At 72.6% G+C, this 17,780-nt stretch carries 15 protein-coding genes; 6 read left to right on the top strand and 9 right to left on the bottom strand.

What is annotated here, in order from left to right; genetic code table 11:
- Positions 1–94: 94 nt before the first annotated feature.
- On the bottom strand, positions 95–772 hold the full coding sequence (nucS, locus tag ABEE00_RS28275) for an endonuclease NucS (protein ID WP_345748531.1): 678 nt from the start codon (positions 770–772) through the stop codon (positions 95–97).
- A gap of 370 nt (positions 773–1,142) precedes the next feature.
- On the opposite strand from nucS, the gene ABEE00_RS28270 reads away from it, so the two are divergent.
- A complete protein-coding gene (locus tag ABEE00_RS28270) occupies positions 1,143–1,535 on the top strand; it encodes an SCO5389 family protein (protein ID WP_345748530.1) in 393 nt (130 codons plus the stop codon).
- Positions 1,536–1,727: 192 nt separating this feature from the next.
- On the opposite strand, the gene ABEE00_RS28265 is transcribed toward ABEE00_RS28270, so the two are convergent.
- Positions 1,728–2,771, bottom strand: a complete 1,044-nt coding sequence (locus ABEE00_RS28265) for an LLM class flavin-dependent oxidoreductase (protein ID WP_345748529.1) — start codon at positions 2,769–2,771, stop codon at positions 1,728–1,730.
- A 265-nt stretch (positions 2,772–3,036) separates the two neighbouring features.
- On the opposite strand from ABEE00_RS28265, the gene ABEE00_RS28260 reads away from it, so the two are divergent.
- The gene (locus tag ABEE00_RS28260) at positions 3,037–3,381 is read left to right on the top strand and encodes an ATP/GTP-binding protein (RefSeq protein WP_345748528.1); all 345 of its coding nucleotides are present in this window, start codon (positions 3,037–3,039) and stop codon (positions 3,379–3,381) included.
- Between the two features lie 90 nt (positions 3,382–3,471).
- Here ABEE00_RS28260 and ABEE00_RS28255 read toward each other — a convergent pair whose 3' ends face one another.
- The 5 genes from ABEE00_RS28255 to mce all read right to left on the bottom strand — a co-directional run bounded on the left by ABEE00_RS28255 (position 3,472) and on the right by mce (position 10,884).
- Positions 3,472–4,242: an ABC transporter permease gene (locus ABEE00_RS28255; RefSeq protein WP_345748527.1), complete on the bottom strand. Its 771-nt coding sequence runs from the start codon at positions 4,240–4,242 to the stop codon at positions 3,472–3,474.
- Positions 4,243–4,245: 3 nt separating this feature from the next.
- Complete coding sequence (locus ABEE00_RS28250) at positions 4,246–5,262, bottom strand: ABC transporter ATP-binding protein (protein WP_345748526.1); 1,017 nt, start codon at positions 5,260–5,262, stop codon at positions 4,246–4,248.
- 207 nt (positions 5,263–5,469) lie between these two features.
- The gene (locus ABEE00_RS28245) at positions 5,470–6,420 is read right to left on the bottom strand and encodes a coiled-coil domain-containing protein (protein WP_345748525.1); all 951 of its coding nucleotides are present in this window, start codon (positions 6,418–6,420) and stop codon (positions 5,470–5,472) included.
- A gap of 125 nt (positions 6,421–6,545) precedes the next feature.
- Complete coding sequence (gene scy / locus ABEE00_RS28240) at positions 6,546–10,196, bottom strand: polarized growth protein Scy (protein ID WP_345748524.1); 3,651 nt, start codon at positions 10,194–10,196, stop codon at positions 6,546–6,548.
- A gap of 244 nt (positions 10,197–10,440) precedes the next feature.
- Complete coding sequence (gene mce / locus ABEE00_RS28235; RefSeq protein WP_345748523.1) at positions 10,441–10,884, bottom strand: methylmalonyl-CoA epimerase; 444 nt, start codon at positions 10,882–10,884, stop codon at positions 10,441–10,443.
- Positions 10,885–11,025: 141 nt separating this feature from the next.
- Here mce and ABEE00_RS28230 point away from each other — a divergent pair, with 141 nt between their 5' ends.
- The 3 genes from ABEE00_RS28230 (at position 11,026) to ABEE00_RS28220 (ending at position 14,439) form a co-directional block, all read left to right on the top strand.
- Positions 11,026–12,228: an acetyl-CoA C-acetyltransferase gene (locus ABEE00_RS28230; protein ID WP_345748522.1), complete on the top strand. Its 1,203-nt coding sequence runs from the start codon at positions 11,026–11,028 to the stop codon at positions 12,226–12,228.
- A gap of 127 nt (positions 12,229–12,355) precedes the next feature.
- Positions 12,356–13,318: a methylmalonyl Co-A mutase-associated GTPase MeaB gene (gene meaB, locus ABEE00_RS28225; protein ID WP_345748521.1), complete on the top strand. Its 963-nt coding sequence runs from the start codon at positions 12,356–12,358 to the stop codon at positions 13,316–13,318.
- A gap of 224 nt (positions 13,319–13,542) precedes the next feature.
- Positions 13,543–14,439: an EamA family transporter gene (locus ABEE00_RS28220; protein ID WP_345748520.1), complete on the top strand. Its 897-nt coding sequence runs from the start codon at positions 13,543–13,545 to the stop codon at positions 14,437–14,439.
- Positions 14,440–14,449: 10 nt separating this feature from the next.
- On the opposite strand, the gene ABEE00_RS28215 is transcribed toward ABEE00_RS28220, so the two are convergent.
- Together ABEE00_RS28215 and ABEE00_RS28210 are read right to left on the bottom strand one after the other, a co-directional pair.
- Positions 14,450–15,967, bottom strand: a complete 1,518-nt coding sequence (locus tag ABEE00_RS28215; protein WP_345748519.1) for an ATP-binding protein — start codon at positions 15,965–15,967, stop codon at positions 14,450–14,452.
- Entirely contained in the window at positions 15,960–16,670 is a 711-nt protein-coding gene (locus ABEE00_RS28210; RefSeq protein WP_345748518.1) for a response regulator transcription factor, read from the bottom strand. Before ABEE00_RS28210 ends, ABEE00_RS28215 begins: the two co-directional genes overlap by 8 nt.
- A gap of 196 nt (positions 16,671–16,866) precedes the next feature.
- Between ABEE00_RS28210 and ABEE00_RS28205 the strand changes: the two genes are divergently transcribed.
- Positions 16,867–17,637 (top strand): PepSY domain-containing protein, encoded by a 771-nt coding sequence (locus tag ABEE00_RS28205; RefSeq protein WP_345748517.1) that lies wholly within the window; start codon positions 16,867–16,869, stop codon positions 17,635–17,637.
- Positions 17,638–17,780 lie beyond the last annotated feature (143 nt).

Here is a 17,780-nt window from a genome sequence, read left to right as displayed (position 1 = left end):
AATCGCTCAAAGGGGGCCCGGGGCGCAGCCCCGAAAAGGGGGCGCTCAGGGGGCACCCCTGAGCGCAAGGCAACCGGAGCGGAACGGGGGCGGCTCAGAACAGCCGCAGCTTGTCGTCGTCCACCCCGCGCAGCGCGTTGTAATCCAGCACCGCGCACTCGATCCCGCGGTCCTCCGCCAGCACCCGCGCCTGCGGCTTGATCTCCTGCGCGGCGAAGACGCCCTTGACCGGGGCCAAGTGCGGGTCGCGGTTGAGGAGTTCCAGGTAGCGGGTGAGCTGCTCCACGCCGTCGATCTCGCCGCGCCGCTTGATCTCCACGGCCACCGTCGTACCGTCCGCGTCCCGGCCCAGGATGTCCACGGGCCCGATCGCCGTCTGGTACTCCCGGCGGATCAGGCTCCAGCCCTCGCCCAGCGTCTCCATGCGGTCGGCGAGCAGCTCCTGGAGGTGCGCCTCCACGCCGTCCTTGATCAGGCCGGGGTCGACGCCGAGTTCGTGCGAGGAGTCGTGCAGAACCTCCTCCATGTGGATGATCAGCTTCTCGCCGGCCTTGTTCTCCACCGTCCACTTGGCCGCGGCCTCGCCCTCGCCGTCCGCCTCCTTGAGGGTGCAGGGCGGCGACATCCAGTTGAGGGGCTTGTAGGCGCGGTCGTCCGCGTGCACGGAGACCGAGCCATCGGCCTTCACCAGGATCAGCCGGGGGGCCGAGGGAAGATGAGCGGTGAGCCTGCCCGCATAGTCGACGGAGCAGCGCGCGATGACGAGACGCATGGTCGGAAACGCTACTGGACATCCGGCATCGGACGCGATTCGCCCCCGGCCCCGGTCACCCGTCGGCGAGGGCGCGGCGCACCTCGGCACCCGTACGCCGTCGAGGCGCCCCCGCAGGCAACCGGAAGCCGTCGGCCGCGCGGGCGGCAAATCCCCTGTTTCCGGAGGCATTTCCCCCGGGCACGCCGGGGATCGTGGCATGACAGGCCAACGGATGGCCGATGTATGTCCATTCCCCTGAAGCGGAGTCCGTCAGCCCTTACCGTGAGAGGACGGGGCGTCGCCGTCCGGGTATGCGTGACTACGCCGCGCGGTGGGCCTCGTACGGTCCGGAAGATCCCGCGCTCTCGGGATCGCGAGAGGAGAACCCATGTCGCTCGACGTCTCACCGGCCCTTCTGGAGCAGGCCGAGCGAGGCGATGTCGACGAAGCGTCCTTCGTCGACTGCGTCCGTACATCCCTCCCCTTCGCGTGGGAGATGGTCAGCTCACTAGTGGCCCAACTCAAGGTGGACGGAGGCGAGTTCGCCGACAACCAGACGCCGCCTCCGGACGAACAGGCGCGCGGCCAACTGCTGCGTGCCATGGCGAGTGACGCGATACGTGGTGCGCTGGAGCGGCACTTCGGTGTGCGTCTCGCCTTCCAGAACTGTCATCGCGTCGCCGTCTTCCCCCTGGACGCCTCGGCCGATGACCGGCTGGCCCGCTTCACCTCGATCCGCGGCCAGCTTCTCAACCAGTCCCCGGAGCTGCGTGACTGCTGATCCGGAGGGCTGAAAGGCCCGTCCCGGTCCGCCGGGGCACCGCGCGGCCAGGCCCTCCTGGCCGGGCACGCCCCGGCGGCCGGGACACCGCTCCCTCGCGCAGCCGTGTCCCCCCTCGGCTCGCGGGAGGGCCCGCCCTTCACGGCAGCCCGGCTCTCACGAAAGCTCGGCCCGACCTTCAGGACAGCTCCCTCAGGACAGCTGGGGCAGCACCTCTTCGCCCAGCCGCTGCACATTGCGCTGGGTCCCCACGAGATCGCCCGAGCCCTCGGTGAGCAGCGCGAAGCGGGTGATCCCGGTGCGCTCCGAGGTCGCGGCGAGCCGGTCGGCGCACAGCTTCGGCGTGCCCACCGGGTGCAGGTCGCAGAGCAGCTCCGTATAGGCGACAGGGTCGCGCATGGAGCGCTGGCGGCCGTCGACGGTGCGGTGCGCGCCGAGCCCCTGCCGCAGCCAGCCGGGCATGGCCTTGGCCAGCGCCTCCCTGGCGTCCTCCGTGGTGTCCGCGATCTGGCCGACGCCGGCGGAGACGTGCTGGGCCGCGGCGCGCTCGACGGTCTCGGCGGAGTGCCCCGCCTCCCGCACCTCGCGCTGCCACAGCGCGACGACCTCGGCCTTCTCCTCGTCGCCGCAGTGCATGCCGAGCAGCATCGGCAGCGCGTGCCGCGCGGCCAGGCGCACCGAATTCGGCGAGGTGCAGGCGACCACGACCGGCGGCCCGTCGGACGCGCCGAGCCCGGGAAACGGTTCGTCGGCGCGCGGGACGACGTCGACCTCGCGGAAGGCGTACCGCTCGCCGTCGGTGCCGACCCGCGGCTCGCGCAGCCAGCGCAGCAGCAGGTCCAGCGACTCGGGGAAGCCCTTCTCATACGCCGGCAGGCCGCCGCCGAAGACCTCCAGGTCGACCCACGGGCCGCCGCGGCCCACGCCGAGCGTGAAGCGGCCGCCCGAGGTGAGGTGCAGCAGCGCGGTCTGCTCGCCGAGCGCCACCGGGTGGTGGTTGGGCAGGACGGAGACGGCCGTGCCGATGCCGATCCTGCGGGTGCGGCCGAGGAGCAGTCCGGCCAGCGTCACGGCGGAGGGGCAGACGCCATACGGAACGAAGTGGTGCTCGGCCAGCCAGGCCGAGTCGAGGCCGAACTCCTCCGCCGCCTCCACGGTGCTCACCGCCCGGTGCAGCGCCTCCCCCTGGCCCTGGCCGGGGAACTGCGCGCCCAGAACGAAAACTCCAACTCGCATGTCCTTCCCCCTCCTTGGAGTGCGACTCACGTCTCCCCCTACAGGCAATAACGTCTGACACGTGCCAAAGGCACGGCAACCGGGGGAGCTCTTCCGATGAAACGGAAAGTTCCTTCCGCCCGCCTCCCGACCGCTCACCGCCCGACCGCTCACACCCGCGCCGCCGCCCGTGGTCTGACGTGAGCGGAGCCTCGGCGGATGCGTAGGCTGGTGCCGTCATCGGCCACGCCCGTGCCGTACGTACGCCGACTTGTCGAGGTGCCCTGTGTCCCCGCGTCGTAACCGCCCGCGAGGCGGTGCCGCCTCATCCCGTCCGTCCGCCGCACGGCGCGGCGAGGGCGAGGAGGGACAGGACAGGTACGGGCTGCAGAACACCGTGGAGTGGCGCGGCGAGGAGTGGTCGGTGCGCCAGATCAGCGGCGGCGCGGCGGCCAAGCACTACCGCTGCCCCGGCTGCGACCAGGAGATTCCGCCCGGCGTCCCGCATCTGGTGGCCTGGCCGGCGCACGGCGACGGCGACGACAGACGGCACTGGCACAAGGCGTGCTGGAACGCGCGGGACCGCAGGGGCGCACGGCTCCAGCGGTCCCGCAACGCTCCCCGCTACTGACCCGCGCGGCCGCGGCGGACGCGGGGGCACCGGAATTACGCCGATGGCATACGCGCGCCGTCATGCAGCGCGCCCCGTGCGCGGGCCCGCTCAGGCGTCCCTGCGCTTGAGCACCGCATACCCGGCGACGAGCGCCGCCGCCGTCCAGACGATCAGGATGAGCAGCCCGCCCCACGGCCCGTACGGCCGGTCCAGGGACTCGGGCAGCACCGCCATCACGGCCGTGCCGGCCTGGTCGGGGAGGTACTGGGCGACCTTCTTGGTGGCGGGGACGTTGTCGAGGATCGTGGACACCAGGAAGAAGAACGGCATCAGGATCGCCAGCGTGAGCAGCGGGCTGCGCAGCACGAAGGCGACGCCCATGGAGAACAGCGCGATCAGCGCCATGTAGAGCCCGCCGCCGAACACCGCGCGCAGCACTCCGGGATCGCCCAGGTCCGCCCCGTAGTCGCCGAGCATCGCCTGGCCGACGAAGAAGCTGAGGAAGCTGGTGACCAGCCCGACGACCAGCACCAGCAGGGTGGTGACGGCGATCTTGCAGGCCATGAACGTGCCGCGCTGCGGCACGGCCGACAGCGAGCTGCGGATCATGCCGGTGCTGTACTCGGCCGACACCGACATGACCCCGAAGGCGATCATCGCCAACTGCCCGAGGCCCATCCCGGCGAAGCTGGTGAAGGTCGGGTCGAAGGACATCCGCTGCACGGGGTGCATGTCCTGCACCTGGGAGCGGGTGAAGTAGCAGATCACCCCGGCCAGCACGGTCGTCGCCAGGAACGCCGTCAGCAGCGTCCACGGCGTGGACCGCACCGTGCTGACCTTGGTCCACTCCGAGCGCAGAACCCGCGTCGCATGCGCCATCGTTCAGCGCTCCTTCCGCCCGCGTCCCTTGTCCCAGCCGGCGCCCCATGCGGCGCCGCCGGCCCCGCTCCCGTCCTGTGCGGCCTGCGGGGCGGGGGAGGCGCCAGGATCCGGCGCCGCGTGCGCGTGGTATTCCACGGACCCCGCGGTCAGCCGCATGAACGCCTCTTCCAGCGAGGCCCGTTGGGGGCTCAGCTCGTGCAGCACCACCTGGTGCTGGGAGGCCAGTTCGCCGATCCGCGCCGACTCCACGTCCTCCGCCTCCAGGACGTCCTCGGCCACCGTCACCGGCGCGATGCCCTCTCGGCGCAGCGCCTCCCGCATGCCCTCGGGCTGCGGCGTACGAATGCGTACGTAGGTGCGGGAGTTGGCCGCGATGAAGTCCGCCATCGACGTGTCGGCGAGCAGCCTGCCCTGGCCGATCACCACCAAGTGCTCGGCGGTCAGCGCCATTTCCGACATCAGGTGCGAGGAGACGAACACCGTGCGGCCCTCGGCCGCGAGCCGCTGCATCAGCGTGCGGATCCAGTGGATGCCCTCGGGGTCGAGCCCGTTGACCGGCTCGTCGAACATCAGGATCCGCGGATCGCCGAGCAGCGCCTGCGCGATGCCCAGCCGCTGGCCCATGCCGAGCGAGAAGCCCTTCGGCCGCTTCTTGGCGACCTGCGTGAGCCCCACCAGGTCCAGCACCTCGTCGATGCGGCGGCGCGGAACGCCGTTGGACTGCGCCATGCACAGCAGGTGGTGGTACGCGCTGCGGCCCGGGTGCACGGCCTTCGCCTCCAGCAGCGCGCCGATGTGGTGCAGCGGCTCCTGGAGCTGGTCGTACCGCTTGCCGTCGATGTGTACGTCGCCGCTGGTGGGGCGGTCGAGGCCGAGCATCATGCGCATCGTCGTGGACTTCCCCGCGCCGTTCGGCCCCAGGAACCCGGTGACGATGCCGGGGCGCACGGTGAAGGAGAGCCCGTCCACGGCGGTCTTCTCCCCGTACCGCTTCGTCAGGCCGCGCAGTTCGATCACAGCAGCGACGGTAAGCGCAGGACAGGGGGCCCGCGACTCGGGAGGCCGTGGCCGGCCGCGGGGCGCACGCCGCGTGACCCCGACACCCCGCGTGACCCCCGCACACCCCGCACGCGGCACAACGCGCGGCGGGGACCGGTCACGTGTGTGCCGGTCCCCGCCGCGCGGAGAAGCTGGGCCGCCAGGGACCTCAGGATGCTGCTGTGCTCAGCGGGACTGCTGCGCGGGAACCCCGCGCGTGGTCTCCTCGGCCGCGGCCTCCTCGCCGCCCTGCTGGGCGCCGGCGGCCGCCGCGGCGCCGGTGAGCGTGGCCAGCATCTCGCGCACGTTGGTGAGCTGTGCGTTGATGCTGTCGCGGCGGTTGGTGAGGGCCGCGAGCTCGCGCTCGGACTCGCTGCGGACCCGGTCGGCCTTCGCGTTCGCGTCGGCGACGATGTCCTCGGCCTGCCGCTGCGCGGTCTCCACCGTCTGGCGCGCGCGCCGCTCGGCGTCCGTGCGCAGCTTCTCGGCCTCCAGGCGGAGCTGCTCGGCGCGGTGCTCGATCTCGGCGAGGCGCTTCTCCGCCTTCGCCTGACGGGACGCCAGGTCGCGCTCGGACTGCTCGCGCCGCTTGGCGAGGTTGGTCTCGAAGTCCGCCGCCGCCTGCGCCGCCTTGGCCCGGGTGTCCTCGAAGAGCGAGTCGGCCTCCTCGCGCTTGGACTGGGCGTCCTTCTCGGCCTCCGAACGCAGCGACGACGCCTCGCCCTTGGCCTTCTCGACGATGCGCGCGCCCTCGTCCTCGGCCTTCGCCTTGCGCTCGGCGGCGAACGCCTCGGCGTCGTTGCGCACCTGCTGGGCGGCGCCCTCGGCGAGCTCGCGGTGCTGCTCGGCAGCCTTCCGCGCCTCGTCCCGCAGGTCCTTGGCCTCCTCCTCGGCGAGGCGGAGGATCTTCTCGACGCGGGCGCCGAGGCCGGCGTACGACGGCTCGCTGTCGTTCACCTGGGCCTGGGCGTTCTGCGTCTCGAGGTGGAGCTCCTCGATGCGCTTTTCCAGGGATGTGATCCGGGCCAGTGCGCTGTCACGGTCGGCGACGAGCTTCGCGATGCGGTCGTCAACCTGCCCGCGGTCGTAACCACGCCGCACGAGCTCGAAGCCGTAGGGGGAGGAAGTGTCGCTCATGAGGTTCCTGTCGAGTCAGCCGGGTGTGTCAGACGGGGAGTGATAGAGGGAATCCTAGGGGCCTGAGCGGCGTGGCAGCGAGCCATTGCGGGTTTGCTGTGCAGAATGCTCGCTCGTTCGAGTGGCTAACTGCCGGAGTCCTTGCCACCCGAACGGGCCGAACCGGCACCAACCCCCGCCTTGACACCGCCATTTGACCCGTTGTCGGCACCGCCCTTCTTTCCTCCGCCGCTCGCGCCGTCCTTGCCGCCCGCGGGCGACTCGAAGGACTCCAGCGCCTCCAACACGTCCTGGACGCGGGAGATTTCGGCGTTGATGTCCTCCTGGCGCCTTACGAGCAGGTCGAGTTCGCGCTGTCCGGCGTCGACCGTGGAGCGCGCTTCCTCCTCCGCGTCCTTGCGCGTGCGCTCGGCCTCGCTGAGCATCGCGGCCTTCTTCTGCTCGGCCTCCTTGAGCAGCCCCTCGGCCTTCTTCACGGCCGCGATGCGGACCTTGCCCGCCTCCGCGTTCGCCTCGTTGACCATCTCGGTGGCCTTCTCCTCGGCCTCGCGGAGCTGCTCCTCGGCGGCCTTGACGAGCTGGTCGCAGCGCTCGCCGGCGTTCTGCATGGCTTCGGCGGACTCCCGGCGTGCCCGCTCGTGCAGCTCCTCGACCTCGCCCTCGATGCGGGCCCGCAGCTCCTCGGCGCGCTCCCTTATCGCGGAGGCGTCGTTGCGCGCCTCCTCCAGCATCGTGTTGGCGTCCGAACGGGCCTTCTCGACCAGCTCCCGGCTCTCCTCCGTCGCCTCGGCCACCAGCCGCTCGGACTCCTTGCGTGCCGCGCCGACCATCTGGTCCGCCTGCTCCTCGGCGGCGGTCTGGCTGCGCAGCGCCTCTTCCTGGGCCTGCGTGACCAACTGGTCGGCCTGCTCGGCCGCTTCGCTCCGCTTCTTCGACGCGGCCTGCCGCGCCTCGTCCAGCAGCCGGTCCGACTCCTCGCGGGCCTCGGCGCGCACCTGCTCGGACGCCTCCTGGGCCTCCGCGCGCAGCCGCTCCGACTCCTGCTGCGCCTCGGCGTGCAGCCTGTCGGACTCCTGCTGGGCCTCGGTGAGCCGGCGCTCGGACTCCTCGTGCGCCTCGGCGCGCACCTGCTCGGACTCCTGCTGGGCCTCGCTGCGCAGCCGCTCCGACTCCTCGGAAGCCTCCGTACGCAGGCGCTCGGACTCCTCCGACGCCTCCGTGCGCAGCCGGTCGGCCTCGGCGCGGGTGCGCTCGGCCTCCTCCAGCGCCTCGGCAACGGTGCGCTCGGCCAGCGCCTTGGCCGCGTCGGTCTCCTCCTTGGCCTCGGCGCGCAGCGCGGAAGCGGCCTCCTCGGCCTCGGTACGCGTACGCGTCGCCTCGTCCTCGGCGGCGGCCCTCTGCTCGGCGATCTCCGCCTCGGCCTGCTCGTGCAGCCCGGCCACCGAGTCCCGCACCTGCTGCGCGGTCTCCTCGGCCGCCGACACCAGCTCGGCGGCCCGGCGCTCGGCCTCCTCGACCAGGCGCTCGGCCTCGGCCTGCGCCTCCTCGACCCGCTGGCGCGCGGAGGAGAGCAGCTCCTCGCTCTGCTCGCGGGCCGCGGTGCGCTCCTGATGCGCCTCGTCGCGCGCCGACGCCAGGGCCTCCTCGGCCTCCCGGTGGCGCCGCGCCGCCTCCTCCTGCGCGTCCGAAAGGGCCTGCGCGGCCTCGGCGTTGGTGCGCTCGGCCGCCGCGTTGGCCTCGGCGCGCACCCGCTCGGCGGTCTCCTGGGCCTCGGTGCGCAGCCGCTCGGCCTCGGCCGCCGCCTCGCTGCGGAGCTGTACGACGTACGCCTCGCCCTCGGCGCGGGTCTCCGAGGCCTCCGAAGTGGCCTCCGTGCGCAGCCGCTCGGCCTCCTCCTCGGCCTGCTGCTGGAGCGTGCGGATCCGCTCGGCCGACTCGGTGCGCAGCCGCTCGGTCTCCTCGCGTGCCTCCTCGCGCAGCCGCTCCGCCTCGGTGCGGGCCTCGGTCAACTCCCGCTCGGCGCCCTCGACTTTCTCCTGCGCCTCGGCGTGCAGCCGCTCCAGCTCGGCCGCGGCCTCCGCCCTGCGGGCCTCGGCCGCCTGCTCGGCCTCCTCGCGGACCCGGCGCCCGGCCTCGTCCGCCTCGGCGCGGGTCTGCTCGGCCTGCTCCTCGGCCCCGGCGCGCAGCTCCTCGGCCTCGGCCCTGGCGCGCTCCAGCGCCTCCTCGGCCTGGGTGCGCAGCGCGGTGGCGCGCTCGATGGCCTCGGTGCGCACCCGCTCGCTCTCGTGCGCCGCGTCGGTGCGGGTCTCCTCGGCGTCCGACTTGGCCTTCGCCAGCAGCTCCTCGGCGCGGCTCGCGGCCTCCTCGACCTTCTCCACGGCCTCGCGGCGGGCCTCGCCGCGGATCCGCTCGCCCTCCTCGACGGCCTCGGAGCGCAGCTGCTCGGCCTCGCCGCGCAACCGCCGTGCCTCCTCCTGGAGTTCGACGGTCTTCTCGCGGTACTCCTTCGTGTCGTCCTTGGCTGCGCCCTTGAGCTGCTCGGCCACGTCGTGGGCCTCGCTGCGCAGCCGGTCGGCCTCCTCCTCGGCCTCCTTGCGGAGCCGCTCGGCCTCCTCGTTGGCCGCCTTGGTGGTGGCCTGGGCCTCCTCGGACGCCTTGTTCAGCACGTCCTCGGCGGTGCGCGCGGCCTCCGCGAGCTGGTTGGCCGACTCCTCCGCCGTCTTGGCGCGGGCCTCCTCCTTGGCCTCGGCGATCAGCCGCTCGGCCTCCGTGCGCGCGTCCTCGCGGAGCTGCTCGGCCTCGGCCTTGATCGCCTCGGACTCCTTGGTGGCCTCCGAGACCATGCGCGCGACCTCGCCCTTGGCGGTGCGGGTGCGCTGCTCGTTCTCCGACTCGGCGTCCGCGAGGCGCTTGGCGGCGGCCTCCTCGGCCTCCGTCATCTTCTGCTCGGCCTCGGTGCGCGCCTCGCGCAGCGCCGTCTCGGCCTCCTGCATGCGCTGCTCGGCCTTGCGGACCAGCTCGGCCGCCTCGCGCCGGGACTCCTCGGACTGCGTGGTGGTGCTCGTACGCAGCTGCTCGGCGTGGTCGGTGGCCTCCTGGGCCTGGGTGGAGGCGGCGCTCAGCAGGCGCTCGGCGTCGCTGCGGGCGCGGCGCATGATCGCCTCGGCCTCGCTGCGGGCGTTCTCGGCCTCGCTGCTCAGCCGGGCGCGGGCCTCCTCGGTCAGGCGCTGGGCCTCGGCGCGCGCCTCGGACAGCGACTGCTCGGCCTCGGCCCTGGTCTCCTCCATGAGCCGCTGGGCCTGCTGCTCGGTGCGGGCGCGGAGCTGCTCGGCCCACTGCACGTTCTCATTGACGTGCGCCTCGACCGAGGAGCGGCGGTCGGCCAGCTCCTGGTCGAGCTGCTGCCTGCGGCGCACGGCCTCGGCGTGCAGCTCGGACTCCAGCTGCGCCTGGCGCTCGGCCTGCTCCTGCAGCAGCGACTGCGTCCTGGCGCGGGCATCGCGAAGCTCGCGCTCCGCGTCGGCGCGCATCTGGTCGGCCTGCATCTGCGCGTTCCGCAGAAGCTGCTCGGCCTGCTGCGACAGGTTGTCGTACCCGGCCGGGCGCGTGGCGAGCGTGCGGCGCGCCTCGTGCAGCTTGGCGCGCAGCACTTCGACCTGGTAGCCGAGGTCTTCGGCGTGCTGTACAGCCTTCTCCCGCTCCTTCTTCAGCCGCTCCATCTCGGCCTCGAACTGCGAGAGGTGGTCGTCAGCCTCGTAGCGGTCGTAGCCCCGCACTGCGCGGTCCCATCCGTCCCCTGGTCGTGGTGAAGGTGAACTGGCCCATCGTGCAAATGGTGTCAGATCATCGGCGGAACGTGGACCGAGCCCCTGCCCGGGACCCCCTGTCGAAGGCGAGGGTCCGCCCCGGCCGAGTGGTCACTCTACCGGCCCGGGAAGCGGACGTCAGTGGTCCTATGTGCCCGGGGGACCCGAGGGGCAGAGGTGATCGTCTCGGTCGGGTGCGCCGCGGCCGCGCCGCTCAGTCCTCCTGCGCCCGCAGGGACTCGGCGGATGTGACCAGTTCCGTGAGCACACCGTGGCAGTCCTTCGGGTGCAAGAAGGTGATGCGGGAGCCCATCGAGCCCGTGCGGGGCTCGTCGTAGAGGACGCGTACGTCCTTGTCGCGGATGGACTCGGACTCGGCGTCCACGTCCTCCGTGCCGAAGGCGATGTGGTGGACGCCCTCGCCGTTCTTGGCCAGCCATTTCCCGACGGCCGAGTCCTCCCGTACGGGCTCCAGGAGCTGGAGGTAGGAGGCGCCGCCGTCGTCGGTGCCGTTGATGCGCAGCATCGCCTCGCGCACCCCCTGCTCCTCGTTGACCTCGGTGTGGAACACCGTGAAACCGTAGGTCCGGGAGTAGAAGTCGACGGTCCGCTCCAGGTCGAAGCAGGCGATCCCGATGTGGTCGATCCGCGTCAGCATGGAGACAAGTGCAGCCCCTGCGGGCGCGGTTACGCAACGTGCGCACGGTCACACCGACCGACCGGTGACCTCGGCCCGTACTGCTCAGTACATTGGCGATAACCCTCGTTAACTCCCGCTCGAACCTTCGAAGGGACCCTCATGACCGCCACGTCCAGCACCACCTCCGTGATCGTCTCCGGCGCGCGCACCCCGATGGGGCGGCTGCTGGGGTCCCTGAAGTCCTTCTCCGGCGCCGACTTGGGCGGCTTCGCCATCAAGGCCGCGCTGGACCGGGCCGGCATCGGCGGCGACCAGGTCGAGTACGTGATCATGGGCCAGGTGCTCCAGGCCGGGGCCGGCCAGATCCCGGCGCGGCAGGCCGCCGTGAAGGCCGGCATCCCGATGAACGTGCCCGCGCTCACCGTCAACAAGGTGTGCCTCTCGGGCCTCGACGCGATCGCGCTGGCCGACCAGCTCGTGCGCGCCGGGGAGTTCGACGTGGTGGTCGCGGGCGGCCAGGAGTCCATGAGCAACGCGCCCCACCTGCTGCCCAAGTCCCGTGAGGGGTACAAGTACGGCGCGGTCGAGATGCTCGACTCGATGGCGTACGACGGGCTGACCGACTCCTTCGAGAAGGTCGCCATGGGCGAGTCGACCGAGCGGCACAACACGCGGCTCGGCATCGAGCGGCCCGAGCAGGACGAGTTCTCCGCGCTCTCGCACCAGCGGGCCGCCGCCGCGCAGAAGAACGGCACGTACGAGGCCGAGATCACCCCCGTGGAGATCCCGCAGCGCAAGGGCGACCCGGTCCTGTTCAGCAAGGACGAGGGCATCCGCGGCGAGACCACGGCCGAGTCGCTGGGCAAGCTGAAGCCCGCGTTCGCCAAGGACGGGACGATCACGGCCGGTTCGGCCTCGCAGATCTCCGACGGCGCCGCCGCCGTCGTGGTGATGAGCAAGGTCAAGGCCGAGGAGCTGGGCCTGGAGTGGATCGCCGAGGTCGGCGCGCACGGCAACGTCGCGGGCCCGGACAACTCCCTCCAGTCGCAGCCCTCCAACGCGATCCAGCACGCGCTCAAGAAGGACGGCCTGGGCGTCTCCGACCTCGACCTGATCGAGATCAACGAGGCGTTCGCCGCCGTCGCCGTGCAGTCAATGAAGGACCTCGGGGTCGACACCGAAAAGGTGAACGTCAACGGCGGGGCGATCGCGCTCGGCCACCCGATCGGGATGTCCGGCGCGCGTATCGTGCTGCACCTGGCGCTGGAGCTGAAGCGCCGGGGCGGCGGCACCGGGGCGGCGGCGCTGTGCGGCGGCGGCGGTCAGGGCGACGCGCTGATCGTCAAGGTGCCCGGGAAGTAGGCGCAGGGGCACGTTCCGGCGCCGGAGAGGTGCGGCTCCCGGCGCCGGACGGCCGGTGCGGTTCAGCGCGTGCGGCGGCGGTTCGCCGGGTACGCGAGCGGATACGAGAGCGAGGAGCGCGGCACGCATGGCGGTGGACGTCCCCGAACTGGTGGCCCGGGCGCGTGAGGGGCAGCCGCGGGCGGTGGCCCGGCTGATCTCCCTGGTGGAGGGCGCGTCTCCGCAGTTGCGCGAGGTGATGGCGGAGCTGGCGCCGCGCTGCGGGAACGCGTTCGTGGTGGGCATCACCGGGTCGCCCGGTGTCGGCAAGTCGACCTCGACCTCGGCCCTGGTCTCCGCGTACCGGCGCGCGGGCAAGCGGGTCGGCATCCTCGCCGTCGACCCCTCCTCGCCGTTCTCCGGCGGCGCGCTGCTGGGCGACCGGGTGCGGATGGGCGAGCACGCCTCCGACCCCGGGGTCTACATCCGCTCCATGGCCACCCGCGGCCACCTGGGCGGGCTCGCCTGGGCGGCCCCGCAGGCGGTGCGGGTGCTGGACGCGGCCGGGTGCGACGTGATCCTCGTGGAGACCGTGGGCGTCGGGCAGAGCGAGGTGGAGATCGCCGCGCAGGCGGACACCAGCGTGGTGCTGCTCGCGCCGGGCATGGGCGACGGGATCCAGGCGGCCAAGGCCGGGATCCTGGAGATCGGCGACGTCTTCGTGGTCAACAAGGCCGACAGGGACGGCGCCGACGCCACCGTGCGGGAGCTCAACCACATGCTGGGGCTCGGCGAGGCGCGGGAGGCCGGCGACTGGCGGCCCTCCGTCGTGAAGACCGTCGCGGCGCGGGGTGAGGGCGTCGACGAGGTCGTGGAGGCGCTGGAGAAGCACCGTGCGTGGATGGAGGAGCACGGGGTGCTCACGGAGCGGCGGGCCGCGCGGGCCGCGCGGGAGATCGAGACGATCGCGGTGACGGCGTTGCGGGAGAAGATGGGGGAGTTGCGTGGGGGGAAGCGGCTGGATGCGCTTGCCGAGCGTGTGGTGGGTGGGTCGTTGGACCCGTACTCCGCGGCGGACGAGCTGGTCGCTGGTGTGACCGAGCAGGGCTGAGCGGCCCCCCGCTTTCTGAACCGGGGCTTCGCCCCGGACCCCCTTGTTCGGGGCTTCGCCCCGTGCCCCGTTGGGTGCGTGGTTGCGTGGGGGCCGGGGGCTGCGGTTCCGGTGTGCCCACCCGTTCCGCCCCTGCGGAACGATTGCCCACACCTCGGTGGGGGGAGGGGCGTGGACTTTGCGGGACGACTGTCCGCGCCTTGGTGGGGGTACCGCGTGGGGCGATGGGTGCTGTTGTTGCGCGGCCTGCTGTTCTTGTCGGCAATCTTGTTGTCGTCTATGTCGTCTTCGGGTCCACCTATCTCGCCATTCGCGTCATGGTCGAGACTGTTCCGCCGCTGGTGGGGGCGGGGGTGCGGTTTCTCGTCGCCGGGGTGCTGCTGTACGGGTGGTGTGCTCTGCGGCGGGGCGGACTGCCGCGCATCGGGCGCCGCTCGCTCGCCGGTACGGCCCTCGTCGGGCTGCTGGTGATCGGCGGCGGTCTGGGGCTGCTGACCGTCGGCGAGCGGACCGTGCCCTCGGGGCTCGCGGCGCTGCTCATCGCCTCCGTACCGGCGTGGGTGGTGCTGCTGCGGGCGCTGCACGGGGAGCGCGTACGGGCGCTGACCTGGGCCGGGGTGGTGCTCGGGCTCGGCGGGACGGCGCTGCTCGGCGGAACGGGGCACGCGTCGGGCGCCGCCGTCGCCGGAGTGCTGGTCCTGCTGCTGGCCGCGCTCTCCGAGGCGCTCGGCTCGTACTACACGCCCCGCTTCTCGCTCCCCGACGACCCGGTGCTGTCGGCGGCCGTGCAGATGCTGATCACCGGTCCCGTGCTGCTGGTGGCCGGGCTAGCGGCGGGCGAGGAGTTCGCACCCGGGAAGTGGACGGCCGGCAGCGTGCTGGGGCTGCTGTATCTGATCGGGCCCGGCTCGGTCCTCGCGTACGCCTCGTTCGTGTGGCTGGTGTCCCGCGCGCCCGCCTCGATCGCCACGACGTACACGTACGTCAATCCCGCCGTGGCCCTGCTGCTCGGCCGGCTCGTGCTGGACGAGCACCTCACCGCCGCCGTGCTGGCGGGCGCCGTGCTCGTCGTCGGCGGGGTCGCGGCGGTGCTCCGCGGGGAGCGCGAGGCAGGGGCGTAGAGCTCCGGGCTCAGTCGCGGGAGTCGCGGGCCTCCGGCAGGCGCAGCAGGAAGCGCGCGCCGCCCAGGTCCGAGTCCGCGACCGTCAGGGTGCCGCCGTGCCGCCTCGCCACGTCGCGGGCGATGGCCAGGCCCAGGCCCGCGCCGCCCTCGTCGCGGCTGCGCGCGTCGTCGAGGCGCACGAAGCGCTCGAAGATCCGCTCGCGTTCGGCCTCCGGCACGCCCTCGCCGTCGTCCTCGACCGCGAGCTCCAGCGCGCCGCCGTCCCGCCGCACGGCCACCCGTACCTGCGAGGACGCGTGCCGCTGCGCGTTGTCCACGAGGTTGCCCAGCACCCGCGCCAACTGGCTCTGCGAGCCGAGCACTTCGCCGTCGGCCAGCTCCTGCGTACGGACCGGCAGCCGGTCGCCCACGCGCTGGGCCAGCTCCTCGCGTACGAGGGCCGCCGGCGCCACCCGGGAGTCCGAGGGGCGCTCGCCCGCGTCCAGCCTGGCCAGCAGGAGCAGGTCGGCGGCGAGGCCCTGGAGGCGGACGGTGTCGGTCACGGCGCCCTCCAGATCGAGGAGTTCGGGGTGCGCTGCGCCGACCTCCAGCTGGGTGCGCAGCGAGGCGATGGGGCTGCGCAGCTCGTGCGAGGCGTCGGCGACGAAGCGGCGCTGGCGTTCCACGGAGGACTCCAGCGCGGCCAGGGTCTCGTTGGTGGTGTGCGCCAGCGCGGCCACCTCGTCGCGCGCCGCGGGCTCCGGCACGCGGCGGGACAGGTCGGTGCTCGCGGTGATCGCCGCCATCTCGCCGCGGATGCCCTCGACGGGACGCAGCGCGCGCCGTGTGACCAGCCAGGTCACGCCGGCCACGACCACCAGCAGCAGCGGGAGGCCGATCAGCATGGCCTGGGAGACGGAGGAGGTGGCCTCCTCCTGGGCGCGCAGGCTGGTGCCCGCGTACACCGTCACCGGGACGCCGTCGCGGGTCGCGCTCTGCACCGCGACCACCCGGAAGGTCTGGTGGCCGACGACGTCGCCCTTGTCGTAGGTGACCTCGCCGTCGTCGTCCACGGGCAGCGAGACGGTGTCGTCCTTGCTGTCGCTGTCGACCTCTACGCGCTGCTGGTCCTGATTCCGGTTCTGCTGCTGGTCGTCGTCCTCGTCGTCATCGTCGTCGTGATCGCCCTGGTCCTGCTGATCCCGGCGGTCCTGCCGCTGCGGCGGCTCGTCTGCCTTGTGGAAGGAGGCGATCGCCTTGTGCCCGCGCAGCGGGTCGCTGGCGCCGAGCACCTTCCCGTCGCCGTCCACGATCTGCACGGGGTCGTCGCCGTCCAGCCCGTCCACGTCCCGGGCCCTGCCCGCCTGTACGTCGGTGACCTGCGCGGCGACCTCGCGGGCCGCGGTCTCGGACTGGAGCCGCGCGTTGTCGGCCAGCCCGCTGCTGAGCACCCGCAGCACGGCGAACCCCGCGGCGATCAGGGCGACGGCGACCACGGCCGTGGCGCCCAGCGCCGCCCTCGTACGGACCGAGCGCCGCTCAAGCACGGCCGCCACCGCCACCGGAGCCAGATCCCGAGCCCGTACCCGCGTCCGCGTCCACCAGCCGGTATCCGGCGCCGCGCACCGTCGCGATCCAGCCCGAGCCCAGCTTCCGGCGCAGGGCGCTCACGTACACCTCGACGATGTTCACGTCGCCCTCGTACGCGAAGTCCCAGACGTGCTCCAGGATCTCGCCCTTGGAGACCACCTCGCCCGCCCGCACCGCCAGGTACTCCAGCACCGCGAACTCCTTCGCGGTCAGCTCCACTTCGCGCTCGCCGACCGTCACCCGCTGCCGGTCAGGGGCCACCGACAGCGCGCCCAGGGTCAGGTCCTTCTTCGCGCCGCGGGTGCTGCGGCGGAGCAGGGCCCGTACGCGGGCGAGCAGGACCACGTACGAGAAGGGCTTGGTCAGGTAGTCGTCGGCGCCGGTGTCCAGGCCCTCGGCCTCGTCGTACTCGCCGTCCTTCGCGGTGAGCATCAGCACCGGGGTCTCGTCGCCCGCGGCGCGCAGCGCGGAGCAGACCCGGTAGCCGTTCATGCCGGGCAGCATGATGTCCAGCACGATCAGGTCGTAGTCGCTCTCGGTCGCGAGGTGCAGCCCGTCGGTCCCGTCGTACGCCACGTCCACGGCGAATCCCTCGGCCGTCAGGCCCTTGGCCAGCGACTGGGCCAGTCGCCGCTCGTCCTCCACGATCAGCAAGCGCATGGCGACAACTCTGCCAGTGCCTTCCTGAAGGCTTCCTGAAGAGGGCTTCAGGCGGCTTCAGCTTGCGTTCAGGGTCGGTCGGCCAGTGTCGGAGACGTCATCGACCGGGACGTCCTCGATCGGAGACGTCATCGAGACGCGAGACCCGACCGGTACGCGGTACCGGACCCGCACCCGAGAGCAGGGGGAGCAACCCATGAAGCGCAAGTTCGTCATCGCCACCGTCGCAGCGGCCGCCGTCGTCGGCGGGGGCACCCTCACCGGCGTGGCCTTCGCCGGGGAGGACGGCGGCTCGGGCGGTTCAGCGCCGTCGGCGGCCGAGCAGGCGGGACACCGCTCCAGCGTGCAGCTCGGCGCGGGCGCCGACGACAGGAGCGACCGCGCGGAGAACAGCGGGAAGGCGCACGCGGTGAAGTTCTCCGCCGCCGACGCGGCGAAGGCGGCGCTGAAGGAGCAGCCAGGATCGGTCACCGGCATCGACCTGGAGGACGAGGACGGCGGCGCCCTGGTGTGGGAGGTCGACGTGCTCGGCAAGGACGCCAAGTGGCACAACGTCACGGTGGACCCGGGCAACGGCAAGGTGCTCGGCGCGCACACCGAGCGCGGCGAGGACGACCACAACGGCTACGACGGCGACCGCGGCGAGGACTACGGCAAGTCCGTGGTGAACCGGAAGCTGGACGCGGCCTCCCTCGACGCGGCGGGCGCCGCGCAGAAGGCCGCGGGCAAGGGCGTCGTGACCTCCGTCGACCTGGAGGACGGCCACGACCACGGCGGCCCGGACAAGGGCTCCGTGTGGGAGGCCGACGTGGTGAACAAGCAGGGGGACAAGAGCGAGTACGTGGTGGACGCGCACAGTGGGAAGGTGAGCAAGGCCGTGGATGACGACGATGACCACGGCGATCACGACGACCACGGTGACCACGAGCACGGTGACCACGACGATCACGATGGGGATGACGACTGAGTCGTCGTCTGCTGCGGCTTGCGGCTGAGCGGTCGCGTAAGGGGCGCTCCCTCGTGGGGGCGCCCCTTCGCGTGCGTCGGGTGCGGGGTTGCGGGGGCCTCGCGGGTGCGGTCCGCCCGGTGTGCCCGCCCTCCCCCAAGCTC

The sequence above is a fragment of the Streptomyces odontomachicola genome (assembly GCF_039605595.1).
Classification (GTDB): domain Bacteria; phylum Actinomycetota; class Actinomycetes; order Streptomycetales; family Streptomycetaceae; genus Streptomyces.
This window is presented reverse-complemented; position numbering and strand designations above follow the sequence as displayed.